The following is a 26,739-nucleotide window of genomic DNA, read 5'->3' as shown; positions in this document are numbered from 1 at the left end:
ACGCGACCCTAACCCAGCGACGAATCGTTGGGCAAGGACGTGTTAACGATTTGCCCCCGCAAATCCGCCCTTTTTGCCGATCAACGGACCAGCATCGGCCCCAGCGGACGCCCGGCGAACAGATGGACGTGCAGATGCGGCACTTCCTGATGGCTGTCCGTCCCGGCATTGGCCAGCAGGCGATAACCCGGCGCGACAAGGCCCGCATCGCGCGCCACCTTCCCCACGGCGCGAATGAAGCCCGCGATCTCGGCCTCGCTCGCCTTGCCGCTGAAATCGTCCCAGCTCACATAGGCGCCCTTCGGGATCACCAGGATGTGCGTGGGCGCCTGCGGGTTGATATCGTGAAAGGCGAGGCTGAAGTCATCCTCATAGACCTTGCGGCACGGAATCTCGCCGCGCAGGATCTTCGCGAAGATGTTCTGGTCATCATAGGGCTGGGTTGCGTCGACCGCCATGTCAGCTGCTCCTGCTCTGCTTTTCGACAATGCCCGAGGTGCCTTCGCGCCGGTTCAGTTCGGCCAGTACGTCGGCAAGGGTCACACCCTTCTCACCCAGCAGGACGAGGAGGTGGAAGATCAGGTCCGCCGCTTCGCCGGTCAGCTCCTGCGCATCGCCCGAAAGCGCGGCGATGACGACCTCGGTCGCTTCCTCGCCCACTTTCTGCGCGATCTTGCCCAGCCCCTTGGCATGGAGCTTGGCGACGTAGCTCGCGCAGGGATCGCCCTTCAGGCGCTCGGCAATGGTCGCTTCGAGGCGGAACAGCGTGTCGTCGGTCATGCAGGCGGGCATGGCGGCGGCGGCCCGACTGGTCAAGAGCGTGCTGGTAGACCTGCCGCGCGCAGGGCGGCGTGCGCTTCTGCGATGGAATGCTGGCCGAAGTGGAAGATCGAAGCCGCCAGAACCGCGCTGGCATGGCCCTTGGTCACCCCTTCGACGAGGTGCTCGAGATTGCCCACCCCGCCGCTGGCGATCACCGGCACCGGCACGGCATCGGCGATGAGGCGCGTCAGCTCAAGGTCGTAGCCCGCCTTGGTGCCATCGCCGTCCATCGACGTGACCAGCAACTCGCCCGCGCCCAGCTTGGCGAGGTTCTCCGCATGGGCCAGCGCGTCGATGCCGGTCGGCTTGCGCCCGCCGTGGGTGAAGATCTCCCACTTCCCCGGCGCAACCCGTCGGGCATCAACCGATCCGACCACGCATTGCGCGCCGAACTTCTCGGCAATGTCGCGCACCAGTTCGGGCCGGGCGACCGCGGCGGAATTGACCGCCACCTTGTCCGCGCCCGCCAGCAGCAGCGCGCGCGCATCCTCCGGCGTGCGCACGCCCCCACCCACGGTCAGCGGCATGAAGCAGACCTCTGCGGTGCGCGCGACCACATCGAGCAGCGTGCCACGCCCTTCGTGACTGGCGGAAATGTCGAGGAAACACAGCTCGTCCGCGCCGGCCTTGTCATAGGCCCGCGCCTGCTCGACCGGATCGCCCGCATCGCGCAGATCGACGAAGTTCACGCCCTTGACCACGCGGCCATCGCGAACGTCGAGGCAGGGGATGACACGGACGCGAACGGTCATGGTCGAGTCCTTCCTCAGGCAGCCTCGGCCATCGCGATCGCCGAAGCAAGGTCGAGCTTGCCTTCGAACAGCGCGCGGCCGGTGATGACGCCTTCGATGCCATCGGCCTCGTGGATCTTGAGCATACGGATATCGTCGATGCCCTTCACCCCGCCGCTGGCGATCACGGGAATGTCGACGCGGCGCGCGAGATCGACGGTCGCCTCGATGTTCACGCCCTTGAGCAGGCCATCGCGGCCGATGTCCGTGAACAGCAGGCTGGCAACCCCCGCGTCCTCGAACCGGCGGGCGAGATCGACCACGGCGACGTCGGACACGTCCGCCCAACCTTCGGTCGCGACCATGCCGTCGCGCGCGTCCACCGCCACGACGATGCCGCCGGGAAACTCCTTCGCCATGTCCTTGACGAACTGGGGATCCTTCAGCGCAGCGGTGCCCATCACCACGCGCGAAACGCCGAGGTCGAACCAGCCCTCGACCGCCGCGCGCGTGCGGATGCCGCCGCCGAGCTGGACGTGGCCGGTGAAGCTCTTGAGGATACCCTCGACCGCCTCGCGGTTCTCGGCGCGGCCCGCGAACGAACCGTCGAGATCGACGACGTGCAGGTACTGGCTGCCCGCTTGCGCAAACAGCGCGGCCTGGTGCGCGGGATCGTCGCCATAGACGGTGGCGCGATCCATGTCCCCTTCGGCAAGGCGGACGACCTGGCCGCCCTTGAGGTCGATGGCTGGAAATACGATCATGGTCGCGCGCCTAGCAGCGCTTCAGGCCGAACGGAAGGCCTCCTTGGGCACATGCGTGATCCGGCAAGCCAGATCCGCCTCGCCCGAAGCCACGATGAAGCGGTCGCCGGCATCCACCACGCCGGTGGTGAACACCACGTCGCGCAAATAGAGCAGATCCTCCAGCGGCCGGGTCAGGTCCGCGTCCGGCTCCAGCAGCGGTGACTCGCCAGTCGCGATGATCCGCGTCGGGTCCGCCTCGTCGAGCAGGGTCCAGTAAGTGCGGTAGATGCCGACGATCTCCTTGGGCTCCACCCCGTGCCACAACGAGAGCCAGCCGCGCCGGCCCGCCACCTCGGTCAGGATCGGTGGCGCGCCGCCGCCCATGCGCGCTGTCGCCACGCTGCCCGCGGGCGGGCGGATGTGGGGGGCAAGGTGCGGCTTCCAGTGCAGGCCGTCGGGCGAGGTGGCGAGGTTGATCGAAGGCCCCGGCCGCCACGCGCTGCCGGGCGGGTAGGCGAAGTACAAGTCCCCCAAGGGGCGTGTCTGTGCCCAGTAGGTGCCGTTCAGGACACCTTCGAACAGCAGCATGTCCTTGTTCTGATGATCGAGCACGATCCCTTCGAACGTCCAGTCAAGCGCATTGTCGGAGGTATAGAGCGTGGTCGAATGCCGCTCGGGGCTGACCGAGCAGGTGGTCATCCAGTACCGCCCCCCGATCCGCGAAACCCGCGCATCCTCGATGCCATAGCACTGGTACGAGCCTTGCGGGGCGATGGCCTTGTCATAGTGGACGGCGACGATCTCCAGCCCGTCAGGCGTCATTTCCACCGGCAGCAGCCACGACAGCGAGGTCAGCGCCATCACCTTCCACCCGCCGCCCCCTGAAATCCCTGATCCCAGCATGAACTTGCGCGGGTCCGCGGTATCGGCCAGCTCCAGCGGCCAGCCATCGAGGACGTAGCATCCATCCTCCCAGCGGATGGCGTGGACCTTGCCGTCGCGCACTGGCTCGCGCAGCGCTTCGGCCACGCGCACCATCAGCAGCAGGTTGCCATTGGGCAGCACGGTCATGCCGGGATTGAACGCGCCCAGCACATAAGTCTCGGCATCGAAATGCCCGGCCAGCGGCGAGCGCGACAGGTCGATCACGTGTGGCGTGATCACGAGCTGGTCGTGGGGAAACGATGACAACGGCATGGCCCTCCTTGCGTACTGCCAAGGAAGGCGCCGGGCCGTTATCCGTTCCCGCCGGTGCGGTGGGTCACGGCTTCCAGTCGAGGAATCGCGCCAGCAGCGCGAGGCCGTAGTCCTGGCTCTTTTCCGGGTGGAACTGCACGCCCAGGATCGTGTCGCGCGCCACCGCCGCGACCAGCCCGCCGCCATGGTCGGTCATCGCGGCGATATCGCGGCCTTCGGTGGCGGCAAAGTGGAACGAGTGGAGGAAATAGGCCTCGCCCGGTTCGATCAGGCTGGGGTGGAGCCCCGGTTCGACATCGTTCCAGCCCATGTGCGGTACCTTGATCGCAGGGTCGGTGCGCTCGATCGGCCGCACTTCGCCGCCGATCCAGCCAAGCCCTTCGGTCGTGCCGAACTCGATGCCGCGATCGGCCAGCAGTTGCATGCCCACGCAAATGCCGAGGAACGGCGCGCCGCCGACGTGGACGCGCTCGGCCATCGCCTCCACCATGCCGTCGATGGCACGCAAGGCACCCGTGCAAGCGCCGAATGCACCGACTCCCGGAAGGACGATGCGATCTGCCGCGCGGACCACATCGGGATCTGCCGTCACCTGAACGCCCTGCGCCCCGGCGGCATTCAGCGCATTGTGCACCGAACGCAGGTTGCCCGCGCCGTAGTCGATCAGCGCGATGACCTCAGCCACCGAGGATGCCCTTGGTCGAAGGCACCGCGTCGGCCTTGCGCGGGTCGATCGCGACAGCCTGCCGCATCGCGCGGGCGAAGCCCTTGTAGATGCCTTCGATGATGTGGTGGTTGTTCGAGCCGTAGAGGCTTTCGATGTGGAGCGTGATCCCGGCGGCCTGCGAGATCGACTGGAACCAGTGCTCGAACAGCTCGGTATCCATCTCGCCAAGGCGCGGCTGGGTGAACGCAGCCTGCCACACCAGCACCGGGCGGCCCGAAATGTCGAGCGCGACACGGCTCAGTGCCTCGTCCATCGGCGAATACGTGTGGCCGTAGCGGGTGATACCCTTCTTGTCGCCCAGCGCCTGCGAAATCGCCTGGCCCAGCGCGATGGCGCTGTCCTCGGTGGTGTGGTGCTGGTCGACGTGGAGATCGCCCTTCACCTTGCAGGTAATGTCGATCAGCGAATGGCGGCTGAACTGCTCGATCATATGATCGAGGAAGCCGATCCCCGTCTCCACCTGATAGGTGCCCGTGCCGTCGAGGTTGACCGACACGTCGATGTCGGTTTCCTCGGTCCTCCGCTTGATCGATCCGGTGCGCATGGCAAGCGCCTATAGGCTTCGCCGGGCGAGAATCAATTGCCCGCATTGCAGGCCCCTTCGGGCGGTCCCCGCTGCGTGGCCCCTTGACCGCAAAGCGCTGTGAGGCGAAGGGTAGCGCCATGAACGATAGCCCCGACAGCCTGATCCCCTACGACGAAATCGTGCAGGAGGCCCTGCGCGCCGTCGTCGGCCGCGTGCTGGGACAGGTGGAGACCACGGGCGGCCAATTGCCCGGCAACCACCACTTCTACATCACCTTCAAGACCGGCGCCCCCGGCGTGTCGATCCCGACGCGGCTGAAGGAACGCTTCCCCGACGAGATGACCATCGTCCTGCAGAACAAGTTCTGGGACCTGAAAGTCGAGGAAGACCAGTTCAGCGTCGGGCTGACCTTCAACCAAGTGCCGTCGACGCTGGTGATCCCGTTCAGCGCGATCACCGCCTTCGTCGATCCCGCAGTCGATTTCGGCCTGCAGTTCCAGGCGGCCGCCGATCTCGAACACGAGGAGTTCGACGATGCCGGCAACGACGGTGACGGCGACGACGACGGGGAACAGAGCGACAAGCCGGTCGTTGAGCGCTCCGACGATGGCTCCAACGTGGTGACGGTGGACTTCGGCAAGCGGAAGTAGGCGGCCCTTCGCCGGGCCGGAGATGGACACAGGGCGACAGGGACAGCACATGGGTTTGTTGAAAGGTGCCAGGGCCCGACTGGACAAGATCGGACGCAAGCCGATCGAGGCAGCCAAGGATGCCGCAGACAGCTTGCCGCCCCCCAGCCCCAACCCGATGACCACGGTTCTGCTGGCCGACATCGCGCTGCGCGCGGGCGGCGCGCTGCTGCGACGCGGCGTGGAAACGGGAATTCTGGGCCAGAAGTTCGGTCAGAAGAAGGCCGGCCACCTCGTCAAGGGGCGCAGCATGACGCAGACGCTGGTCGGCACCGCGCTCGCCCGTGTCGCCACGCGGTCGGTGCCGGGCGCGATCGTGGTGGGCGGCGGTCTTCTCGCCAAGACGCTTTACGATCGGCGCCACGCCGCTTCGCAGAAGGCGAAGGGTGAGGCGCAAGTGAAAGCACAGGCGGACAAGGGCAGGAAGGACTGATCCTTCCCCGCCCATGCGGTGACGCCCCGGCTTGACCCAGCACGGTCGGATGCGCCACTAGCGCGCATGGCCCACGACGCTTCCTCGCCCGCCCCCACCCCGGCAGACTCGCTGCATCGGCGCGGGTTGATGTTCATCCTCTCCTCGCCCTCGGGCGCAGGCAAGACGACCATCGCGCGGCGGCTGCTGGCGGAAGTTCCCGATATCGCCATGTCGGTTTCGGTGACGACACGCCCGATGCGGCCGGGCGAGGTCGATGGCAAGGACTACCACTTCGTCAGCCAGGACGAGTTCGACCGCATGGTCGAAGCGGGCGAGTTCTATGAATGGGCACACGTCTTCGGCAAGAGCTACGGCACGCCCAAGGCGCAGATCCGGGCTGAGTTGAAGGCCGGGCATGACGTGCTGTTCGATATCGACTGGCAGGGCACGCAGCAGTTGTACCAGAAGGCGCAGGCCGACGTGGTGCGCGTGTTCATCCTGCCACCGAGCCTTGATGAGCTGAACCGTCGCCTGATCGGGCGCGGCACCGACAGCGCGGAGGTGATCGCCGCCCGCATGGAACGCGCGCAGGCCGAAATCAGCCACTGGGACGGCTACGACTATGTCGTCGTGAACGATGACGTCGAGACGTGCTTTGCCAAAGTACAGCAAATTCTCGAGGCCGAACGGATGCGCCGCACACGCCAGACCGGGCTGATCGACTTCGTGCGCGAGCTGACGCAGGCCTAACCACAGCCCGCCGATCGTCATTCCCGCGAAGGCGGGAACCCAGCGCGGCATAGCGCAAACCTCGCCGGGTCCCCGCCTTCGCGGGGCTGACGGTTGCCTGTCAGGGCAACCCAGCCCTTCCCGCATCCACCTCGACCACGCGGATGGCGGCCAGCGGGGCTGCTGCGGCCTTCTCCGAATCGCTGTGCGGGCCGCACAGCATGAACAGGTGCCGTCCTTCCGGCCCACCCAACATGCAGGCGTAGCAGTTGGTATCGCCGACCGGGATCGTCTCCAGCACGTCGCCGCCTTGCGCAATGCGCGCGCATTCGGCGGCGCCGGGATTGGCGATCCAGATCGCGCCCTCGGCATCGAGCGCAATGCCATCGGGCAGGCGCGGCGCTGTGCTCGCCCACAGGCGGCGGTTGGACAGCCCGCCGTCCACCCCGATGTCGAAGGCGGTCAGCCGCATCCCGAAGGTTTCGGCGACGATCAGCGTCCCCCCATCGGGCGTGATGACCATGCCGTTGGGAAAGGCGAAGCCCTCGGCTGCGACCGAAACGGTGCCATCGGGCGCAATTCCTGCGAGTTTGGCCAGCGGCGTGTCGGCAAAGATCGCCTCGATGCCCTTTTCCCGCGCCATGCCGTCCAGGTCGAAGCCGAAATTGCCGACCCAAGCCCGGCCATCCGCAGCCACGACCATGTCGTTGCTGCGGAACACCGAAATCCCCGCCAGATCGGCATGGAGCGTGAGCCGCCCATCGGGCCAGCGCCGCCATACCTGCTGCTGCTTCATCGACACGAACAGGAGCGAGCCATCGGGCATCCAGCCGAGGCCGGATGGCTGGTCCTCGATCGTCAACTCGATCCGCATGTCGCCGTCAAGGCCGACCGAACAGATCGAATGCTTGTAGAAATCGCTGAACCACAGCCGATCCTGATGCCAGCGCGGTCCTTCGGCGAAGTGGATGCCGGTGGCGAGGATGCGAACGTCGCGGGCCACGGGCCTCAGTGCCCGCCCGAAGGATCGACGGCGTTGTCCGGCACCCAGCCGTTGACGATGCCGCCATCGATCGGCAGCGGCGTGCCGACCACGTAGTCGCCCGCCCGGCTGGCGAGATAGATCGCGCCGCCCGCCATGTCCTCGATCGTACCAACCCGGCGCGACGGAATGCCCTTGGCCGAAGCTTCGGGATTGCGCGCCGCGGCCTTGTTCATTTCCGACGGGAACGCGCCGGGGCAGATGCAGCTTGCGACGATGTTGTCCTTGATCAGCCGTGCGGCCATGCGCCGCGTCAGGTGGATCAGCGCGGACTTCGACGCCTGATAGGAATAGGTTTCCCACGGATTGGGGCGAAGGCCATCGATCGAGGCGATGTTGATGACTTTGGCCGGATGGTCGGTGGCGGCGGCCTTGAGCAGCCCGTGCAACTTCTGCGTCAGGAAGAACGGAGTCTTGACGTTGAGGTCCATGACCTTGTCCCAGCCCGCTTCGGGAAACTCGTCGAATTCCGCGCCCCACGCCGCACCGGCGTTGTTGACGAGAATGTCGATCTTCGCTTCACGCGCGGCGAGGTCTGCCGCGAGAGCTTCCATGCCGGCCATGGTCGAAATGTCCCCCGGCAGCGCGATGCACTTCGGCCCCAGCCGCTCGGCGGTTTCCTCGACCACCGATACCTTGCGCGCGGTGACGTAGACGCGCGCGCACCCGGCGGCGATGAAGCCTTCGGCGATCATCTCGCCAATCCCGCGCGAGCCGCCTGTAACAACCGCGACGCGGCCTTCGAGGCTGAACAGTTTGGTGAAATCCATGGCCTGTCTCTCCCCTGCCCGCCGCATCATCGGCGGGAGAAAAAAGGGCGGACCCGCACACCTGCCGATCCGCCCTTCGTGTTCATTGGTCCGTCACACTCAGTAGCCGCTCAGTTCGGCAACCTTCTGCGCGTGGTAGTACTGGTCGCCCAGGAACTCGGCGAGCGCGCGCTCGCGCTTCATGTAGAGGCCGATGTCGAATTCGTCGGTCATGCCGACGCCGCCGTGCATCTGCACGCCTTCGCGCACGGCGAGGCTGGAGGCCTTGCCTGCCTTGGCCTTGGCCACGGCCACCATCAGCTCGGCCTTTTCGGAGCCTGCGTCGAGCAGCTGCTGCGCCTTCATCACCGTGGCATCGGCGATCTCCAGTTCAGAATAGAGGTGCGCCGCGCGGTGCTGGAGCGCCTGGAATTCGCCGATCAGCTGGCCGAACTGCTTGCGCGTCTTGAGGTAGGTGGTGGTGATGTCGAACGCGCCCGACGCGACGCCGGTCTGTTCCGCCGCCGCGCCAAGACGGCCTGCGGCCAACACCTTGTTCAGCAGCGCACGGCCACCGTCGACTTCGCCGATCACCGCGCTGCCATCGAGTTCAACGTTGTCGAACGTCACGTGGCTGGCCATCGCGCTGTCGACCAGCCGCACCGAGTTGTGGCCCACGCCCGCCGCATCCTTGGGCACGGCGAACAACGTGATGCCATCGGCATCGCTATCGCTGCCCGAGGTGCGCGCGGCGACGATGATCGCATCGGCCGAAGCGCCTTGGACCACGAAGTCCTTGCGACCCGACAGGCGGAAGCCGTTGCCAGAGCGCTCGGCACGGGCGGCGATGCGTTCAGGGCGGTGCTTGGCGCCTTCGTCGATGGCGACGGCCAGCACCATGTCGCCCGCGATCACGCCCGGCAGGTAGCGCCCCTTGAGGTCGGCCGAGGCCTCGCCCAGCGCGGTCACGCCCATGACCGATGTGGTCAGGAACGGCGACGGCGTCAGGTTGCGACCGATCTGCTTGAGCACCGCGCCCGCTTCGACATGGCCAAGGCCCAGCCCGCCGTCGGCTTCGGCGGCAAGCATGCCGGTCAGGCCCATTTCGGCAAACTGCTTCCACAGCGCGTGGCCGAAGCCATCCTTGCAGTTGATGTCGCGATAGTGGCGCAGCTGCTTCTTGATCGACCCTTCATCGGCGAGGAAGCCGGTGACACTGTCGGCGAGCATCGCCTGGTCTTCGTTCAGGTACAAAGGCATTGGAATTTCCTCTTAAGGAAGGGCTCAGGCGCCGGGCAGTTCGAGAATGCGCTTCGAGATCACGTTGAGCATGACCTCGCTGGTGCCGCCTTCGATCGAGTTCGCCTTGGTGCGCAGCCACGAACGCGGCAGCGCGCCGCCTTCGGTTTCCTCGCTTTCCCATTCGAGCGCGGTGCTGCCGCCCGCCGACATCAGCAGTTCGAGCCGCGCCTTGTTCAGCTCGGTCCCGGCGTACTTCATCATGTTGGGCTGGGCGGGATGGCCGCGGCCGATCTTGACCTCGTCCATGAACTTTTCGCTCATGCAGGTGAAGGCCAGCGCATCGACATCGAACAGCGCAACCTGCGCGCGCAGCACCGGATCCTCCAGCGCGCCATTGCGCCCCAGCGTGGCGCCCAGCGAGCCCGCGCGATCCGCACCGCCGGTCGCCGAGATCATCTCGCGCTCGTGACCGAGCAGGTACTTGGCCACATCCCAGCCGCGATTGAGCTGGCCGACGATCTGGTCCTTGGGCACGACCACGTTGTCGAAAAACGTCTCGCAGAATGGCGAGCTGCCGCTGATCAGCTTGATCGGCTTGGTCGACACACCCGGCGTGGTCATGTCGAACAGCAGAAAGCTGATGCCCTGGTACTTGTTGGTCTTGTCGGTGCGGACCAGGCAGAAGATCCAGTCGGCCTTGTTGGCATAGGACGTCCAGATCTTCTGGCCGTTGACCACCCAGTGGTCGCCCTTGTCCTCGCCGAAGGTCTGCAAGCTGACGAGGTCCGAGCCCGAGCCGGGCTCGGAATAGCCCTGGCACCAGCGGATCTCGCCGCGCGCGATCTGGCCGAGGTAGTGGACCTTCTGTTCTTCCGTGCCGAACTTGAGCAGCGCCGGGCCGAGCATCCAGATGCCGAAGCTCGACAACGGAGGCCGCGCATTGATGCGGACCATTTCCTCGCGCCAGATCTTGGCTTCGGCCGCGCTCATCCCGGCGCCGCCATAGGCCTTGGGCCAATCAGGCACGGTGTAGCCCTTGGCCACGCAGCGTTCGAGCCAGACCTTCTGCGCTTCGTTCTTGAACGTGAAGTTGCGGCCGCCCCAGCAGGCGTCGTCGTCGTCACGAACGGGTTCGCGCATTTCCGGCGGGCAGTTTTCCTCCAGCCACGCGCGGATTTCCTGACGGAAAGTATCCAGGTCCGACATCAAATTTGCTCCTCTCTTAATCGACAAATTAAGTCGAGTCGGAGCGTGCTGGCAAGCGCAGATTTCTGCGGTTTGCGGGCATCCCAGCTTGCCGTAGCGTAAAGCGTGAAGGCATTGACGAAGCCCCGCCCGCGCCTAAGCTGCGCGGCAAAACGACAGAAGATGGAGAGGGACATGCGCTTTGCCGGAAAGACCGTGGTGATCACGGGCGCCGCATCGGGAATCGGACGGGCCACCGCGATCAAGTTCGCCGGTGAAGGCGCGCTGGTCTATGCCGCCGACATCGACGAAAAGGGGCTGGCCGACACCGCCGCTGCCTCGAACGGCAAGGTCAGCTGCGTGCGCTGCGACGTCACCAGCACCGAAGACATCAAGGCGCTGATGAACCGCGCCGCCGCTGAAACCGGCGGCATCGACGTCGTCTTCAACAATGCGGGAGCGGGCGGCGAAATGGCCCCGATCGACGAGATCGAGCCCGAAGGCTGGGACCGCACGATGGACCTGCTGCTGCGCTCGGTCGCCTTCGGAATCCGCTATGCCGTGCCGCACATGAAGGGGCGCAAGGGCGCATCGATCGTCAACACCTCCAGCGTGGCGGCGATCGGGCCGGGCTACTCCCCCAATGCCTATGCCGTGGCCAAAGCCGGCGTGCTGCACCTGACCAAGACCAGCGCCGCCGATCTCGCCAAGCACCAGATCCGCGTCAACGCTGTGCAGCCGGGCTTCATCAACACCAACATTTTCACCCGTGCGGTCGGCATGTCCGAGGACATGGCCGAGCAGGCCAAGGCGGTCATCGCAGGGATCTCGGCCCAGGCACAGCCCGTCGCGCGCGGCGGCCAGGGCGACGACATCGCCGAGGCGGTGATGTTCCTGGCCAGCGAGGCGGCGAGCTTCGTCAACGGCACCTCGCTGATCGTCGACGGCGGCCTGACCATCGGCCCGCGCCATTCGTGGGACCCGCAAGCGCCGGGCATCTTCGAACAGCTTGAAGCGATGGCCGCGCTGGGCACGGCACAGGCTTGATTTCGGCCCGAGCCTCCCGCAGCATTTAACCGACGACTTAAAGACACCCCGATCGCCAGCGCGCGTGACCGGCAACAGTTCAGGAGAAGATCGATGAAAGCCGCCATCCTCGAAAAAGCCGGTCAGCCGCTGATCATCGACGATCTCACCGTGTCGAAGCCCGGCCCGCACGAGGTGCTGATCCGCACTGCCGCTTGCGGCCTGTGCCATTCGGACCTGCACTTCATCGAAGGCATCTATCCCCACGCCATGCCTGCCGTGGCCGGTCACGAGGCGGCGGGGATCGTCGAGGCGGTGGGCAGTGAAGTGCGCACGGTGAAAGTGGGCGATGCGGTCGTCACCTGCCTTTCGGCCTTCTGCGGGCATTGCGAGTTCTGCGTGACCGGGCGCATGTCGCTGTGCCTGGGCGGTGATACCCGCCGCAAGCCGAGCGAGGCCCCGCGCCTGACGCGCACCTCGGATGGCAGCATGGTCAACCAGATGCTGAACCTGTCGGCCTTCGCCGAGATGATGCTGATCCACGAACACGCCTGCGTCGCCATCAACCCCGACATGCCGCTCGACCGGGCCGCCGTGATCGGTTGCGCGGTGACGACGGGCGCCGGTGCGGTGTTCAACGCCTGCAAGGTGACGCCGGGCGAGAACGTCGCCGTGGTAGGCTGCGGGGGCGTGGGCCTCGCCACGATCAATGCCGCCAAGATCGCCGGGGCCGGGCGTATCATCGCCGCCGACCCGATCCCCGAAAAGCGCGAACTGGCAAAGAAGCTGGGCGCGACCGACGTGATCGACACATCCGATCCCGATGCGGCCAAGCAGATCATCGAACTCACGAAGGGCGGGGTCGACCACGCGATCGAGGCCGTGGGCCGTCCTGCTTCGGCCAACCTTGCCGTCGCCACGCTGCGCCGGGGCGGCACCGCCACCATCCTCGGGATGCTGCCGCTCAACGAGAAGGTCGGCCTTGGCGCGATGGACCTGCTTTCGGGCAAGAAGCTGCAGGGCGCGCTGATGGGTGGCAACCGCTTCCCGGTCGATCTGCCGCGCCTTGTCGATTTCTACATGCGCGGGCTGCTCGATCTCGACACCATCATCGCCGAGCGCATCCCGCTGTCGGGGATCAACGAAGGCTTCGAGAAGATGAAGGCGGGTCACACGGCGCGCAGCGTCATCGTGTTCGACCAGTAAGCAGCCGCAAGCCATGACGCAGATCGACGCCCAGGCCGCGTTCACCGGCACGGTCGAACCCGAAGGCGCGGACCGGCTCGACGAAGCGGCGCTGACCCGCTGGTTCGAAGCCAACGTGGCCGGCTTTGCCGGGCCGCTTTCGGTGCGCAAGTTCAAGGGTGGGCAATCCAACCCGACCTATCGCATCGAAACGCCGGGCCGCGCCTATGTCCTGCGGCGCAAGCCGTTCGGCAAGCTGCTGCCCTCGGCGCACGCGGTCGACCGCGAGCACCGAGTGCAGGCGGGCCTTTCGCGCGCCGGCTTCCCGGTGCCGCCGCAATATGGCCTGTGCACCGACGACAGCGTCGCCGGCTCGATGTTCTACGTCATGGGCTGCATCGAAGGGCGCACGATCTGGGACGGCGCCATGCCTGGCGCGACGCCGCCGGAACGCCGCGCGACCTACCTGGAAATGGTCGATACGCTGGCGGCGCTCCACAATGTCGATGTGGAAGCGGCGGGCCTGTCGGACTTCGGCAAGCCCGGCAACTACTTCGGGCGGCAGGTGGACCGCTGGACCAAACAGTACCGCCTGTCCGAAACCGAAACGATGCCCGAGATGGAGCGGCTGATCGAATGGCTGCCGGCCACGCTGCCCGAACAGACGCGGACCAGCGTCGTCCACGGCGACTACCGCATCGACAACATGATCTATGCGCCCACCGAGCCCAAGGTGCTGGCGGTGCTCGACTGGGAGCTGTCGACGCTGGGCGATCCGCTGGCCGATTTCACATACTTGTGCGTCGCCTGGTTCACCGACAACGCCGGGCGTTCGGGCGTGCAGGATCTCGACCGCAAAGCGCTGGGCATTCCCGAACTGGAAGAAGTCGTTGCGCGCTATTGTGAAAAGACCGGGCGCGATGGCGTCGCCGGGCTCGACTGGTATCTCGCCTACAACTTCTTCCGCCTGACCGGCATCGTGCAGGGCATCAAGAAGCGCGTGATCGACGGCACCGCCTCGTCCGCCCACGCCAAGGCAAGTTCGGAGCGCGTGGCGCCGCTGGCACAGGCCGCCTGGACCTTCGCGCGGAAGGCGGGCGCGCGCTGAAACGAAAAGGGGCGGCGCCGAAACTCCGACGCCGCCCCTTTTGATCTGAAGGCTGAAGCGATCAGGCCGCTTCGGCGCGCTTTTCGCTGCGTTCGAGGTTGAGCATTTCCGCAAGCAGGAATGCCAGCTCGATCGACTGCGCCGCGTTGAGACGCGGGTCGCAATGCGTGTGGTAACGGTCGGCCAGGCCTTCCTGCGTGATCGCCACGGCGCCGCCGGTGCATTCGGTCACGTCGCGGCCCGTCATCTCGATGTGAATGCCGCCCGCGTGGGTGCCTTCGGCGCGGTGAACGGCGAAGAAGCCCTTCACTTCGGACAGGATGCGATCGAACGGACGCGTCTTGTAGCCGTTGTCGGCCTTGATCACGTTGCCGTGCATCGGGTCGCAGCTCCACACCACCGGATGGCCTTCGCGCTTCACCGCGCGGACCAGCGGGGCAAGCCCTGCTTCCACCTTGTCATGCCCGAAGCGGCTGATGAGCGTGATCCGGCCAGCTTCGCGCGACGGGTTGAGCGTATCGAGCATCGCCAGCAACGCGTCCGGCGTCAGGCTCGGCCCACACTTCATGCCGATCGGGTTCTGCACGCCGCGCAGGTATTCGACGTGGGCCGACCCTTCGAAGCGCGTACGATCGCCGATCCAGAGCATGTGCGCGCTGGTGTCGTACCACTCGCCCGTCAGCGAATCCTGCCGCGTCATCGCCTCTTCGTACTGAAGGAGCAGTGCTTCGTGGCTGGTGTAGAAGCTCGTGCCCTTCAACTGGGGCACGGTCTGCGGATCGATGCCGCAGGCTTCCATGAAGTCGAGCGATTCCCCGATCTTGTCGGCCATCTCGCTGAACTTGGTCGCCCACGGGCTCTTACCGATGTGGTCCAGCGTCCACTGGTGGACCTGGCGCAGATTGGCATAGCCGCCGGTCGAAAACGCGCGCAGCAGGTTCAGCGTTGCCGCTGCCTGGCTATAGGCGCGCAGCATTCTGTCGGGATCGGGAATGCGCGATTCCGGCGTGAACTCGATGCCGTTGATGTTGTCGCCAAGGTAGCTCGGCAGCTCGACATCGCCGATCTTCTCCACCGGCGACGAACGCGGCTTGGCGAACTGGCCCGCCATGCGGCCAACCTTCACCACCGGCTGCTTGCTGGCGAAGGTCAGCACGACCGCCATCTGCAGCAGCACGCGGAACGTGTCGCGAATGTTGTTCGGGTGAAACTCGGCAAACGATTCGGCGCAGTCCCCGCCCTGGAGCAGAAAACCCTTGCCCGCCGCCACCTGGGCCAGATCGGCCTTGAGCGCGCGTGCCTCGCCCGCAAACACCAGCGGCGGAAAGCTCGTCAGGGTCTGCTCGACCGCGTTCAGCTTGTCCGTGTCGGGATAGACCGGCAAATGCCGCGCCTCTTGCCCGCGCCAGCTATGCGCATTCCAATTGCTTGCCACAGTTCCTTCCTTTCAAGACGCGCGGCCATACGCGGCGGCGGCCACAAATGCAAAGGAAGGCTTGCGATCAGTGAAATCGGTTGCGCCGCGCATGGGCGCGGAACAACCGATCGTTTCGCATCACTTCTTCTGCGGCACCACCTGCAACCGCCAGGAACGGTCGCGGACAAGGTAGCGGCTGGCCAGCGCCTGCATCCGCTCGGGCGTGGTCGTGCTGTAGTCGACGAGGATCGAGCGGATGTCCTGGAACTTACCGGGCTCCAGCGCACCGCCTTCGAGCTGATACATGTAGAAGCCGTTGCCCGTGCTGGCGCGGGTGATCAGCTGCTTCATCGGCTCGGTCACGCGCGCGATCTCGTCCGCCGTCGGCGGGTTGGTCGACAGGTCGGCGGCGATCTTGTCGGCAGCGGCGAAGAAAGCGGGCAGATCCTGCGGCCGCAACTGCACCGTCGCCGCCAGATAGCCGCCCGAAGGCAGGTCGAGCGGCCAGCTCGAATTGACCTGCGGGGCATAGCTTGCGCCGATCTTTTCGCGCATCGCGTCGAACAGGCGGATGTTGAAGACCTGCGCCAGCAGTTCGAGCTGGCGCGATTCGCGCACACCCGCGCGGCCTCCACCGGTCGGCCAGGCGACCATCGCGGCGGCCGTGTTGGCATCGCCATGGTGGGTGAGCGTCAGCGGCTGTTCGTTGTGCGGCGGAATGGTCGGCGCCAGCGTCGAAGCGGGCGCATCGGCGCGCTTGGGCAGCGCGCCGAACGTGCGTTGGAGCGCGGCAACGGCCTCATCGCGCGTGAAGTCGCCGAACATGTCGACCTCGATCGGCCCTTGCGCGAGCAGCGGCTCCCACACGCGACGGAAGCCGTCGGGGTTCACTTTGTCGAGTTCCGCCGGGTTGGGCTGGGCGTAACGGGGATCGCCATTCTTCAACAGCCAGGGCGCATCGCGGCCCAGCACCGATTGCGGCGAGGCATTGGTGCTTTCATAGCCGAGCTTGGCCGCGGCCCGCGCGCGCAGCACCGGATTGGCGTCCCAGCGCGGCATCCCCAGCTTGGCCGCAAACAGGTAGAGCTGGTCGGCAAGATCGGCGGGGCGCGTATCGGCACTCATCACGAAGTCGGTGTCGTCGATGTCGAAATCGAGGCTCAGCTTGCGGCCCGTCGCGAGCCGGTCGAGTTCGTCCCGCCCGAGCTTGCCGATGCCGCTGTCCATCAGCGCCATTTCGCCCAGCGGGCCATAGACGGCGTCCTTCGGATCGATCGCGGCATAACCTCCGCCGAAACGGACCTTGAGGATGATCCGCCCCGGCTCGGCCTGGTTGTGCCACAGCAGCGCCTTCACGCCGTTGGACAGCTCGATGCGTTCGATCCCGAGAATACCGGCGGGCGCGGCGGAGGCCACCGTGCCCGGCTGGCCGATCGGCGGCAGGTCCGAAAACTTGAGCGTGTTGGCGGCAATGCGGCTACCCGCCGCCGCATCGACCGGCGCGGTCAGTGCGGCGCGGACGTCGGCCTCGGTCCCGTCGCTCGCCTTGGGCGTGATCAGCACACCGCGGATCACCGCGCCCTTGAACAGGGTCTTGGTGTGCTCGAACACGGCCTGCGGCGTGAACAAGGGCACGGATTTCTGGAAGATGTCGTAGACCGTATCGGGGTTGGCGACGGTCTCGCGGATGTCGACCGCATTGGCGATCTCGTCGGCCAGCTTCGACCCCGCCAGCGTTTCCTGCGTTTCGACCGGCACCTTGAAGGCGACGTCGAATTCAGCGACTTCGCGCGCGATTTCCTCAGGGCTCGGCGGGCTGGCGAGCGCATCGGCGATCACCGCGCGCACATCGCGCACCGCGCTCTTCCAGTCGTCGCCCAGCGGCGTCACGCTGACCAGCGTGGTGTCGGCCGACCGACTGACGTCCTGCTGCTCGACCGAGGCGGCCAGGAAGCTCGCCGTGCCGCGCGCCTTGGCTTCGAGCCGGCGATTGATCAGCGCCAGCGCCAGCCGGTCGACCATCAGCCCCTGGTTGTAGACGATGGTATCGTTCACCTTCTCCCACGGGCGCAGGATGGCGAAATTGAACAGGCGCGGCAGGTCGGGCTCGACCAGCACGCGCGTCTCGCCGACGGGGTTGGCTGGATCGACGCCTGCAGGCGCCACCGGCTTGCCGAAATCGGGCTGCGGCGGCTTCTTGCCCGGTGCCTTCCAGCCGCCGAACCACTTCTGGATCTGCGCCACCAGCGTCTGCGGATCGGCGTCGCCCGCCACGATGATCACGGCGTTGTCGGGGCGATACCATTTGTCGTGGAACGCCTTTATGCTGGCCGAGGTCGCCGCATTCAGCGTGTCGACGGTGCCGATGGGCGACCGGTCGGCCAGCGGCTGGCCCGCAAAGAATACGCCGCGCGTGCCATCGACCACGCGCGACTGCGGCCCCATGCGCTCGCGCATTTCGGCGAGCACGATCGGCACTTCGGTCTTCACCCCTTCGGGCGTGAAGATCGGCGCGGTGATCATGCCCGACAGCAGCTTGAACGTCTCGTCGGTCTTGGCCACGTCGGCCTCGGGCACGTCGAGCTTGTAGACGGTCTGCGTCGCGCTGGTTTCGGCGTTGGTGTCACTGCCGAAGGTGGCGCCCAGCTTCTGCCAGGTGGGGATCGCCTCGCCCGCCTTGAGATACTTCGAATCGCGGAACGAGAGGTGCTCGATCAGGTGCGCGTACCCGCGCTGCGCGTCGGTTTCGTAAAGCGAGCCCGCATCGACCAGGATACGCACCGAGATCTGCCCCGGCGGCACCCCGTTGTGGCGCACGGCATAGCGCAACCCGTTGGGCAGGATGCCGAAGGTCCACTCCTTGTCGTGCGGAACGTCGCTGCCTTCGTAGAGCCAGTTGGCAGGATCGGGCCGCGGCATCGTCGCCGCGGGCTTTGCGCTTGCAACGGGCGCAAGCACCAGCGGCGGCAACGCAAGCGCTCCGGCCAGCAGGAGGGAAGCGAACTGTCCGAAACGCCGCTTGGGGCCTAAGGTCGAATGCATCGGACTGCTATAGGGACGCGAAAAGTGAAGGGCCAGTGAATAGCCCTTCGCTTGTTCGCACCAGGATCAGGGCTTCTTGGCCGGTTGGGGAGCGGCGGCAGGGGCCGCGGGGGCAGTTTCTGCCTGCTGTTGCTGCTGCATTTCGGCGCGCATCTTTTCCACTTCGGCGACCGTCTTCGAATCGACAAGCTCGATCTGGAACACGAGGTCGGAGTTGGCCGGGATCGCCGCCGAAGCCTGCGCGCCGTAGCCGAGCGCGGCGGGGATGCACAGGCGCCAGGTCGAACCGCGCGGCATGGCCTGCAGGCCTTCCGAGAAGCCGGGGATCACGTTGTCGAGATTGAGCGGGGCGGTGACGTTCTGATCGAACACCTGCCCGTTGGCGGCAAGGTAGCCGATGTAGCTCACCAGTACGAAGTCGTTCTTGCCCGGCTTGGGGCCATCGCCCGCCTTGAGCACGCTGGTGCCGAGGCCCGATGGCGTTCTCGCCGCACAGGTGCGGAACTGCGGCCCGACCGTCGGCATCAGCGGCACCGGCAGGATCTGGCTCGCAGTGGCGGCGGATGCCGATTCCGCGGCCATGGCCGGACCGGCAAGGCCCGTCGCGAGGATGGAGAGCGAAGCGAATGCGCCGATGCGCCGGAGGATCGTGGTCATGTGCGCCCGCTATAACCGTCATGTTACAATTCCGCCAAGCATCGGCGGACAGAGTCCATCAGACCTTTTGGCCCCTTGACCCTCCCCTGCCCCGGCCTACATGCAAAGCCATGTTCATCGAAACCGAAACCACGCCCAACCCCTCCACGCTCAAGTTCCTGCCCGGCGAGCAGGTCATGGCGGCGGGCACGCGCGAATTCACCTCGCCCGAACAGGCCGAAGCCTCGCCACTGGCGCAGGCGCTGTTCGATCTCGGCGACGTGACCGGCGTGTTCTTCGGGCGCGATTTCGTTTCCGTCACGATCGCGCCGGGGGCGCAGTGGTCGGACGTCAAGCCGCAGGTGCTCTCGCTGCTGCTCGATCACTTCGTCGCACAGGCCCCGCTGTTCGTCGGCGGCAGCGCCGACGGGATCGCTGTCCCCGGCGAGGACGAGGACTTCGGCGACGATCCGGCCGACGCCGACATCGTCGCGCAGATCAAGGACCTGATCGAAACCCGCGTGCGGCCCGCGGTCGCCAACGATGGCGGCGACATCATCTATCGCGGTTTCCGCGACGGCGTGGTCACCCTCCAGATGCAGGGCGCCTGCTCGGGCTGCCCGTCATCGACCGCCACGCTCAAGAACGGCATCGAAAGCCTGCTCAAGCACTATGTGCCTGAAGTAAGCGAAGTTCGCGCCGCGTAAAAGGAAACAGAGATTCCCACCATGTCCCAGTCGCTTTCCGACGCCGCGCTCGACCAGTTGTTCCGCACCGCGCGCAGCTACAACGGCTATCTCGACAAGCCGGTCAGCGAAGAACAACTGCACCGGATCTGGGATCTGATGAAGTTCGGCCCAACTTCGGCCAACCAGATGCCCGCACGACTCGTGTGGTGCGTTTCGGACCAGGCGAAGGAAACGCTCGCCGCGCTGGCGGGCGGCACCAATCCCGACAAGATCCGCACCGCGCCGGTGACGGTCATCATCGGCATGGATCTCGATTTCCATGAACAGCTGCCCTGGCTGTTCCCGCATGCCGATGCAAAAAGCTGGTTCGCAGGCAACGAAGCCCTTCGCGAAGTGTCGGCGATGCGCAATTCGACGCTTCAGGGTGCCTATTTCCTGATGGCGGCGCGCGCAGTCGGGCTCGACACGGGCCCGATGTCGGGCTTCGACAATGCAGCGGTCGACGCCGCCTTCTTCGCCGATACGCCGCGCGTGAAGTCCAACTTCATCTCGACGCTCGGCTATGGCGATCCCGCGACGATCTTCGAGCGCTCGCCGCGCCCGGACTTCGCCACGTTCAACCGCATCGCCTGAACTGCGAAGGACCCCGACGTTGCGCCGACTGGTGATCGACAGCGCGACCGAAGCCTGCTCGGTCGCGCTGTTCGACGATGACGTCCTGCTCGCAGGCGAATGCCTGACACTGGGGCGCGGTCATGCCGAACGACTGGTGCCTATGATCGCCGCGCTGCCCGGCAAGGGCCGCGCCGACCATATCGCGGTCGATCGCGGGCCTGGTAGCTTTACCGGCATTCGCGTCGGGCTTGCCGCCGCCCGCGCGCTGGCGCTTGCCTGGAATGCCGTCGTGGAAGGCTACGACAGCCTCACCCTCCTCGCCGGCATGGCCAGGGCGCAGTACCCTGGTCTCGCGGTCGATGTCGTCACCACCGGCGGGCACGGCGAATGGTTCTTCCGCGCCTTTGCCGCCGACGGTGCGCCGTTGACCGACCTCGTCTCGCGCACGCCCGACGCGATTGCCGCACTGTCGCAGGCGCCGCTGCTGGCAGGCAGCCAGGCTGAAGCGCTTGCCACCGCGCGCGGCGATGGCGCGATCGCTCTGCCGCTATGGCCGGATGCGCGCGCCTTCGCGCTGCTTGGCCCCTGCGCGCTCACCGCCGATGCCGCGCCGGTCTATGGCCGGCCGCCTGACGCCCGACTGCCGCAGTCGCGCTGAAAATGCCCGCCCCGGTGCCCTCCCCGGTGGACGACCTCGACCGGATCATGGAGGTGATGGAGCGCGCCTTTGCACCCGAATATGGCGAGGCCTGGAACCGCCGCCAGATCGGCGACGCGCTGCTGCTGCCCAACACCCGCTATGGGCTGATCGCCGACGATGGCGGCGAATCCTTCGCCGATGGGCAGGCGACCGCGGGCTTCTTCCTTTCGCGCAGCATTCTCGACGAGGAAGAACTGCTTCTGTTCGCCATCTCGCCCGACTTTCGCCTTCGTGGTCTTGGTCATGCGCTATTGTCGCGCTTCATCGAACAGGCGCGAAGTAATGGCATGAAAAGGCTTTTTCTCGAGATGCGCAGCGAGAATCCGGCCGGAATTCTCTACGCCGCGCATGGATTTCGGGCGGTTGGCCACCGCGCGGGTTACTATCGTACACCCGACGGGCTACGCCTCGATGCGGTGAGCCAGGCGCTGGATTTGTAGATTTGGCAATGATTTTCAACGGATTATGAAAAATCCGTCATTGTTCCGAATCCGACCCTTCAATTCCATTGTTTCCTGTACATGACGGCGTATAAAGAAGACGAATACATCGAGATTCGAAAGGCCGGGTCGCTGCAACGCAACACCGGCAAACAATAAGGGTCGAAAAAATGGCAGAAATCGAAAACGACATCCGCGAGACGCTGATCACGCTCACCTCGGACATCGTCGCGGCGCACGTCAGCAACAACAGCGTTGCGGTGGGCGACATTCCGACGCTGATCACGAACGTCTATTCCGCGCTGGCCGGCCTGAACTCGGCCGAACCGGCCGCAGAAGCGCTGCCGGAACCGGCAGTCTCGATCCGTTCTTCGGTGAAGAACGATCACATCGTCTGCCTCGAGGACGGCAAGAAGCTCAAGATGCTCAAGCGTCATCTTGCCACGCGCTACAACATGACTCCGGAACAGTATCGCGCGCGCTGGAACCTGCCCGCCGACTATCCGATGGTCGCTCCGGCCTATGCCGAGAAGCGTCGCGAGCTGGCCAAGAAGATCGGCCTCGGCCGCAAGCCCGCGCCCAAGCGCGGCCGCGCCAAGGCCGCTGCCGCAGCCTGAAGCGGTCGCATAGCGAACCTGCCTTTGGCCCCGCCTTGAGGCTCAACCTTTCCGGAAGGTTCGCCTGTTGAACAAATGGCCCGCCGGTCTATGATCGGCGGGCCATTTTTCATTTCACCGGAAATCCCGTGCATCAAGCGATCGATATCGAAGCCCTTTGCGCCGAACGCGGCCTGCGCATCACCGACCAGCGTCGCGTGATCGCCAAGGTGCTTTCGGAAAGCAACGACCACCCCGACGTGGAGCGCCTGCACGAACGTGCTTCGGCGGTCGATCCGCGCATCTCGATCGCCACGGTCTACCGCACCGTGCGCCTGTTCGAAGAGGCGGGCATCCTCGATCGGCACGATTTCGGCGATGGCCGCGCGCGCTATGAAGCGACGCCCGAGGCGCATCACGACCACCTGATCGACGTCGAAACCGGCAAGGTCATCGAATTCGTCGATCCCGAACTCGAAGCATTGCAGCGCCAGATCGCGGAAAAGCTCGGCTATCGCCTGGTCGACCACCGCATGGAACTCTACGGCGTCAAGCTTGACCGCGAAGGCTGACGACTTCGGCCCGGCAAGGGGCGCGCCGATCAGCCTTGCCGGGCACGTGCGCATCGCCTTGCGCGTCATCGGCCTGCTGCTGGCGCTGCTGGTCTGCGTGCCGCTGCACTATGTGTGGCGCACGATCCATTACGGCTCGCCGATCCCCATGTTGTTTCTGCGCATGGCCGCGCGATTGTGCGGCGCACGCGTGCGCACGCAAGGCACGCACTTGCGCCGCGACGTGTTCTTCATCGCCAACCATGTCTCGTGGGTGGACATCCTCGCGCTGGCGGGCGCAAGCGGCACCGCCTTCGTCGCCAAGGCCGAACTGGAACGCGCCCCCGTGGTCGGCTGGCTCTCGAAGCTCAACCGCACCGTCTTCGTCAGCCGCGAAGACCGCATGGGCGTGGCCGACCAGATCAACCGCCTGAAGGAAGCGCTGGCAGACAACTGGTCCGTCACCGTCTTTCCCGAAGGCACCACCACCGACGGGCAGTCGCTGCTGCCGTTCAAGACCGCGATGCTGCGCGTGCTGGAACCGCCCCCGCCCGGCGTGCTGGTCCAGCCGGTGATGCTCGATTACGGCCCGGTCGCCGAATGGATCGGCTGGATCGGCGATGAAAGCGGCGTCGCCAACGCGCTGCGCGTGCTGGCGCGCAAGGGCAGCTTCCGCCTGAACGTCCACTACCTCGAACCCTTCGATCCGCGCGATCACCCCGGCCGCAAGGCGATCGCCGCCGCCGCACGCGCGCGCATCGAACCGGCGCTAGAGGCCGCGCTGGGCAGGTCACTGCGCCCCTTCGCGCTCGACGTCCCGCAAGTCCGCTTCACCGCGCCCAGCGCGCCAGAACAGGCCGCGCACGACAGGGCAGAGGGGTAGGCCTTCAACCGCCCCGCAAAATCGCGTAAGGGCGGCGGCTTATGTCCACCACGACTCCCCCCAAGACGTTCCACGTCAAGAGCTTCGGCTGCCAGATGAACGTCTATGACGGCGAACGCATGGCCGAACTGCTGACCGCGCAAGGGCTGACCGCCGCCGATGCGCGCGACGATGCCGATCTCGTCGTGCTCAACACCTGCCACATCCGCGAAAAGGCGACCGAGAAGGTCTATTCCGACATCGGCCGCCTGCGCCGCGAAGATGGCTCCAGCCCGCTGATCGCCGTGGCGGGCTGCGTCGCGCAGGCCGAGGGCGCCGAGATCATGGCACGCGCGCCTTCGGTCAAGGTCGTGGTCGGCCCGCAGGCCTATCACCGCCTGCCCGACATGGTCGCCGAGGCCGCCGCAGGCAAGCGCGCCACCGAAACCGACATGCCCGCCGAGGCCAAGTTCGCCGCGCTGCCCAAGCGCCGCCGCTCCGGCCCGACCGCGTTCCTGACCGTGCAGGAAGGTTGCGACAAGTTCTGCACTTATTGCGTGGTGCCCTATACCCGCGGCGCGGAAATCAGCCGCCCCTTCACCGATCTGGTCGAGGAGGCGAAGCTGCTGGTGGCAGGCGGCGCGCGCGAGATCACGCTGCTGGGCCAGAACGTCAATGCGTGGGAAGGCGAGGACGACAAGGGCCGCGCGGTGGGTCTCGACGGCCTGATCCGCGCGCTGGCGGCCGATCCCGATCTGGCGCGCATCCGCTACACCACCAGCCACCCCAACGACATGACCGATGGCCTGATCGCCGCGCATGGCGAAGTGGACAAGCTGATGCCCTTCCTCCACCTGCCGGTGCAGGCGGGCAACGACCGCGTGCTGCGCGCGATGAACCGCAGCCACAGCGTCGACAGCTACCTCAAGGTGCTGGACCGCGTTCGCGCCACGCGTCCCGACATCGCGCTGTCGGGGGATTTCATCGTCGGCTTCCCCGGCGAGACCGACGCCGAGTTCGAAGACACGCTGCGCCTTGTCGATGCGGTCGGCTATGCACAGGCGTTCAGCTTCAAGTATTCGGCCCGCCCCGGCACGCCTGCCGCCACGATGGCCGATCATGTCGCGGCAGAGGTCATGGACGAGCGCCTCAAGCGCCTTCAGGACGCGCTCAACCGCGATCAGGTCGCTTTCAACCGGGCCAGCGTCGGCCGGACCTGCGACGTGCTGGTCGAGCGGCGCGGCAAGCTTCCCGGCCAATGGCTGGGCAAGTCGCCCTGGCTGCAATCGGTCCACTTCATCGGCGATGCGCAGATCGGCGACATCGTCCGCGTGGAACTGGTCGAGGCCGGGGCCAATTCGCTTGCCGGCACGGTTCTGCCGCGCGCGGCCTGAAGGGTATTTCCCACAAGGCTGTGCAAATATCCGCTTTTCGGCGGGGTCCGTCTTGCGCGCGCAACATCGGCGCCTAATCTTGGGAACGCACCCCAAGCGAAAGGAGCACGCTTCACCTCGATATGGCTCGCAAGTTCCCCCGCGCCCCGCAAGCGCCTCGCGACTTTGGCTCCCCCGATACGGAGCCGCATCGGCCGGATCTGCATCGGCGCGCCCGAGTGGAAGTGGAATTTGACGAGCAGACCGTATTGGGAGCGTTGTTCGGCCAGTTCGACCAGAACCTCGTCCAGATCGAAAACCGGCTCGGCGTCTATATCTCGGCGCGCGGCAACAAGGTGCTGATCGAGGGACCGGAAGATTCGGTCGCCCGCGCGCGCGAAGTGCTGAAAGGCATGCACCAGCGCCTGCTGACCGGGCACGAAGTCGACGCGGGCGCGGTCGAATCGCTGATCATGATGTCGAACGAACCCACGCTCGATGGGATCATCACCGGCGCGCCCGGCGGCACCCCGCCGATCATGATCCGCACGCGCAAGAAGACCATCGTCCCGCGCAGCGCCACGCAGATCGAATACATGAAGGCGCTGATCCGCGACGACGTGATCTTCGCGCTTGGCCCGGCGGGCACCGGCAAGACCTACCTCGCGGTGGCGCAGGCCGTGGCGCAGCTGATCAACGGCAGCGTCCAGCGGCTGATCCTGTCGCGCCCGGCGGTTGAGGCGGGTGAACGGCTAGGCTTCCTGCCCGGCGACATGAAGGAGAAGGTCGATCCCTACCTTCGCCCGCTCTACGATGCCCTCTACGATTGCATGCCACCCGAACAGGTCGAACGCCGCATGGCCAGCGGCGAGATCGAGATTGCGCCGATCGCCTTCATGCGCGGGCGCACGCTGGCCGACGCCTTCGTCATCCTTGACGAAGCGCAGAATACCACACCTGCGCAGATGAAGATGTTCCTCACCCGCTTCGGGCAGAACAGCCGCATGGTGATCTGCGGCGATCCCAAGCAGGTCGACCTGCCCGGCGGCGTCAATGCCAGCGGTCTTGCAGATGCAGTCAACAAGCTCGAAGGGATCGAGGGCATCGGCACTATCCGATTCTCGACCGCCGACGTGGTGCGCCACCCAATCGTTGGCCGGATCGTCGAGGCCTACGAAGGGAAGAATGATTGACCGCGCCGATTCTCGAAATCGACATCGACCCCGTATGGGGCGAGGACACCGACTGGGAAGACCTGGCCAACCGCGCCGCTGAAGCCATTGCGCAAGTCGCACCCGAACTGGCGCACGACAACCTGCTGGTCAGCCTCGTCATGGCCGATGACGAGGAAGTCCACGCGCTCAACAAGCAATGGCGTGCCAAGGACAAGCCGACCAACGTGCTGTCCTTCCCCATGCTGAGCCGCGAGGAAGTGCTCGCCGCCGCCAGCAACGAAGGCGCGCCCGGCATGCTGGGCGACCTGATCCTGGCGCACGGGGTCTGCGCGCGCGAAGCGGGCGAAAAGGGCGTGAGCGTCGACGTCCACGCCAGCCACCTCGTGATCCACGGATTGCTGCATCTGGCGGGCTACGATCACGAACTGGGCGAGGCCGAAGCCGAGGAAATGGAAGCGCTGGAAAGGAAGGCGCTTGCACTGATCGGCATCGCCGACCCATATGCGGTCGAAGATTGACCAGCA

General features: G+C 66.0%; 30 protein-coding genes. 16 read left to right on the top strand and 14 right to left on the bottom strand.

What is annotated here, in order from left to right; all coding sequences use genetic code 11:
- Positions 1–80 precede the first annotated feature (80 nt).
- The 7 genes from K3A84_RS09615 to hisB all read right to left on the bottom strand — a co-directional run bounded on the left by K3A84_RS09615 (position 81) and on the right by hisB (position 4,767).
- Positions 81–458 (bottom strand): histidine triad nucleotide-binding protein, encoded by a 378-nt coding sequence (locus tag K3A84_RS09615; RefSeq protein WP_225009124.1) that lies wholly within the window; start codon positions 456–458, stop codon positions 81–83.
- A 1-nt stretch (position 459) separates the two neighbouring features.
- Positions 460–780, bottom strand: coding sequence for a phosphoribosyl-ATP diphosphatase (locus K3A84_RS09610; protein WP_225009123.1), 321 nt, complete (start codon positions 778–780; stop codon positions 460–462).
- 32 nt (positions 781–812) lie between these two features.
- Complete coding sequence (gene hisF, locus K3A84_RS09605) at positions 813–1,574, bottom strand: imidazole glycerol phosphate synthase subunit HisF (RefSeq protein ID WP_225009122.1); 762 nt, start codon at positions 1,572–1,574, stop codon at positions 813–815.
- Positions 1,575–1,588: 14 nt separating this feature from the next.
- Positions 1,589–2,317, bottom strand: a complete 729-nt coding sequence (gene hisA / locus K3A84_RS09600) for a 1-(5-phosphoribosyl)-5-[(5-phosphoribosylamino)methylideneamino]imidazole-4-carboxamide isomerase (RefSeq protein ID WP_225009121.1) — start codon at positions 2,315–2,317, stop codon at positions 1,589–1,591.
- A 21-nt stretch (positions 2,318–2,338) separates the two neighbouring features.
- On the bottom strand, positions 2,339–3,496 hold the full coding sequence (locus K3A84_RS09595; protein ID WP_225009120.1) for a glycoside hydrolase family 130 protein: 1,158 nt from the start codon (positions 3,494–3,496) through the stop codon (positions 2,339–2,341).
- A gap of 64 nt (positions 3,497–3,560) precedes the next feature.
- A complete protein-coding gene (hisH, locus tag K3A84_RS09590) occupies positions 3,561–4,181 on the bottom strand; it encodes an imidazole glycerol phosphate synthase subunit HisH (RefSeq protein WP_225009119.1) in 621 nt (206 codons plus the stop codon).
- Positions 4,174–4,767, bottom strand: coding sequence for an imidazoleglycerol-phosphate dehydratase HisB (gene hisB, locus K3A84_RS09585; protein ID WP_225009118.1), 594 nt, complete (start codon positions 4,765–4,767; stop codon positions 4,174–4,176). Before hisB ends, hisH begins: the two co-directional genes overlap by 8 nt.
- A 119-nt stretch (positions 4,768–4,886) precedes the next feature.
- On the opposite strand from hisB, the gene K3A84_RS09580 reads away from it, so the two are divergent.
- The 3 genes from K3A84_RS09580 (at position 4,887) to gmk (ending at position 6,603) form a co-directional block, all read left to right on the top strand.
- Positions 4,887–5,399 carry an SspB family protein gene (locus tag K3A84_RS09580; protein WP_225009117.1) on the top strand — a complete coding sequence of 171 codons (513 nt, stop codon included), beginning with the start codon at positions 4,887–4,889 and terminating at the stop codon, positions 5,397–5,399.
- A gap of 49 nt (positions 5,400–5,448) precedes the next feature.
- Positions 5,449–5,871, top strand: a complete 423-nt coding sequence (locus tag K3A84_RS09575) for a hypothetical protein (protein WP_225009116.1) — start codon at positions 5,449–5,451, stop codon at positions 5,869–5,871.
- A 66-nt stretch (positions 5,872–5,937) separates the two neighbouring features.
- Entirely contained in the window at positions 5,938–6,603 is a 666-nt protein-coding gene (gene gmk, locus K3A84_RS09570; RefSeq protein WP_225009115.1) for a guanylate kinase, read from the top strand.
- Between the two features lie 100 nt (positions 6,604–6,703).
- Here gmk and K3A84_RS09565 read toward each other — a convergent pair whose 3' ends face one another.
- From K3A84_RS09565 to K3A84_RS09550, 4 genes are all read right to left on the bottom strand, one after another.
- A complete protein-coding gene (locus K3A84_RS09565; RefSeq protein ID WP_225009114.1) occupies positions 6,704–7,585 on the bottom strand; it encodes an SMP-30/gluconolactonase/LRE family protein in 882 nt (293 codons plus the stop codon).
- 5 nt (positions 7,586–7,590) lie between these two features.
- Positions 7,591–8,394, bottom strand: coding sequence for an SDR family oxidoreductase (locus K3A84_RS09560; protein ID WP_225009113.1), 804 nt, complete (start codon positions 8,392–8,394; stop codon positions 7,591–7,593).
- Between the two features lie 99 nt (positions 8,395–8,493).
- Positions 8,494–9,633: an acyl-CoA dehydrogenase family protein gene (locus K3A84_RS09555; protein ID WP_225009112.1), complete on the bottom strand. Its 1,140-nt coding sequence runs from the start codon at positions 9,631–9,633 to the stop codon at positions 8,494–8,496.
- Positions 9,634–9,657: 24 nt separating this feature from the next.
- Positions 9,658–10,821, bottom strand: a complete 1,164-nt coding sequence (locus tag K3A84_RS09550; RefSeq protein WP_225009111.1) for an acyl-CoA dehydrogenase family protein — start codon at positions 10,819–10,821, stop codon at positions 9,658–9,660.
- A 174-nt stretch (positions 10,822–10,995) separates the two neighbouring features.
- On the opposite strand from K3A84_RS09550, the gene K3A84_RS09545 reads away from it, so the two are divergent.
- From K3A84_RS09545 to K3A84_RS09535, 3 genes are all read left to right on the top strand, one after another.
- A complete protein-coding gene (locus K3A84_RS09545; RefSeq protein WP_225009110.1) occupies positions 10,996–11,847 on the top strand; it encodes an SDR family NAD(P)-dependent oxidoreductase in 852 nt (283 codons plus the stop codon).
- Between the two features lie 93 nt (positions 11,848–11,940).
- On the top strand, positions 11,941–13,032 hold the full coding sequence (locus K3A84_RS09540) for a Zn-dependent alcohol dehydrogenase (protein ID WP_225009109.1): 1,092 nt from the start codon (positions 11,941–11,943) through the stop codon (positions 13,030–13,032).
- A gap of 13 nt (positions 13,033–13,045) precedes the next feature.
- Positions 13,046–14,119: a phosphotransferase family protein gene (locus tag K3A84_RS09535; RefSeq protein WP_225009108.1), complete on the top strand. Its 1,074-nt coding sequence runs from the start codon at positions 13,046–13,048 to the stop codon at positions 14,117–14,119.
- A 61-nt stretch (positions 14,120–14,180) separates the two neighbouring features.
- Here the strand turns inward: K3A84_RS09535 and K3A84_RS09530 are convergent, their stop codons facing one another.
- From K3A84_RS09530 to K3A84_RS09520, 3 genes are all read right to left on the bottom strand, one after another.
- Positions 14,181–15,554 (bottom strand): class II 3-deoxy-7-phosphoheptulonate synthase, encoded by a 1,374-nt coding sequence (locus tag K3A84_RS09530; protein WP_225009107.1) that lies wholly within the window; start codon positions 15,552–15,554, stop codon positions 14,181–14,183.
- Between the two features lie 120 nt (positions 15,555–15,674).
- The gene (locus K3A84_RS09525; RefSeq protein WP_404823134.1) at positions 15,675–18,578 is read right to left on the bottom strand and encodes a M16 family metallopeptidase; all 2,904 of its coding nucleotides are present in this window, start codon (positions 18,576–18,578) and stop codon (positions 15,675–15,677) included.
- A 66-nt stretch (positions 18,579–18,644) separates the two neighbouring features.
- Positions 18,645–19,235: an FKBP-type peptidyl-prolyl cis-trans isomerase gene (locus K3A84_RS09520; protein WP_225009105.1), complete on the bottom strand. Its 591-nt coding sequence runs from the start codon at positions 19,233–19,235 to the stop codon at positions 18,645–18,647.
- 110 nt (positions 19,236–19,345) lie between these two features.
- Between K3A84_RS09520 and K3A84_RS09515 the strand changes: the two genes are divergently transcribed.
- From K3A84_RS09515 to ybeY, 10 genes are all read left to right on the top strand, one after another.
- The gene (locus K3A84_RS09515) at positions 19,346–19,921 is read left to right on the top strand and encodes a NifU family protein (protein ID WP_225009104.1); all 576 of its coding nucleotides are present in this window, start codon (positions 19,346–19,348) and stop codon (positions 19,919–19,921) included.
- A 21-nt stretch (positions 19,922–19,942) separates the two neighbouring features.
- Positions 19,943–20,536: a malonic semialdehyde reductase gene (locus K3A84_RS09510; RefSeq protein ID WP_225009103.1), complete on the top strand. Its 594-nt coding sequence runs from the start codon at positions 19,943–19,945 to the stop codon at positions 20,534–20,536.
- Positions 20,537–20,555: 19 nt separating this feature from the next.
- On the top strand, positions 20,556–21,176 hold the full coding sequence (tsaB, locus tag K3A84_RS09505) for a tRNA (adenosine(37)-N6)-threonylcarbamoyltransferase complex dimerization subunit type 1 TsaB (protein ID WP_225009102.1): 621 nt from the start codon (positions 20,556–20,558) through the stop codon (positions 21,174–21,176).
- Between the two features lie 26 nt (positions 21,177–21,202).
- Positions 21,203–21,658, top strand: a complete 456-nt coding sequence (locus K3A84_RS09500) for a GNAT family N-acetyltransferase (protein WP_318248297.1) — start codon at positions 21,203–21,205, stop codon at positions 21,656–21,658.
- Between the two features lie 170 nt (positions 21,659–21,828).
- On the top strand, positions 21,829–22,275 hold the full coding sequence (locus K3A84_RS09495; protein ID WP_225009100.1) for a MucR family transcriptional regulator: 447 nt from the start codon (positions 21,829–21,831) through the stop codon (positions 22,273–22,275).
- A 128-nt stretch (positions 22,276–22,403) separates the two neighbouring features.
- On the top strand, positions 22,404–22,826 hold the full coding sequence (locus tag K3A84_RS09490; RefSeq protein ID WP_225009099.1) for a Fur family transcriptional regulator: 423 nt from the start codon (positions 22,404–22,406) through the stop codon (positions 22,824–22,826).
- Positions 22,810–23,688: a lysophospholipid acyltransferase family protein gene (locus K3A84_RS09485; RefSeq protein ID WP_225009098.1), complete on the top strand. Its 879-nt coding sequence runs from the start codon at positions 22,810–22,812 to the stop codon at positions 23,686–23,688. Before K3A84_RS09490 ends, K3A84_RS09485 begins: the two co-directional genes overlap by 17 nt.
- Before the next feature lie 41 nt (positions 23,689–23,729).
- A complete protein-coding gene (miaB, locus tag K3A84_RS09480; protein ID WP_225009097.1) occupies positions 23,730–25,061 on the top strand; it encodes a tRNA (N6-isopentenyl adenosine(37)-C2)-methylthiotransferase MiaB in 1,332 nt (443 codons plus the stop codon).
- Between the two features lie 122 nt (positions 25,062–25,183).
- Positions 25,184–26,233, top strand: a complete 1,050-nt coding sequence (locus K3A84_RS09475; RefSeq protein ID WP_225009096.1) for a PhoH family protein — start codon at positions 25,184–25,186, stop codon at positions 26,231–26,233.
- Positions 26,230–26,733, top strand: a complete 504-nt coding sequence (gene ybeY, locus K3A84_RS09470; protein ID WP_225009095.1) for an rRNA maturation RNase YbeY — start codon at positions 26,230–26,232, stop codon at positions 26,731–26,733. Before K3A84_RS09475 ends, ybeY begins: the two co-directional genes overlap by 4 nt.
- The last annotated feature ends 6 nt before the right edge of the window (positions 26,734–26,739 follow it).

The sequence above is a fragment of the Novosphingobium percolationis genome, from assembly GCF_020179425.1.
In the GTDB taxonomy this organism is placed as follows: domain Bacteria; phylum Pseudomonadota; class Alphaproteobacteria; order Sphingomonadales; family Sphingomonadaceae; genus Novosphingobium; species Novosphingobium percolationis.
This window is presented reverse-complemented; position numbering and strand designations above follow the sequence as displayed.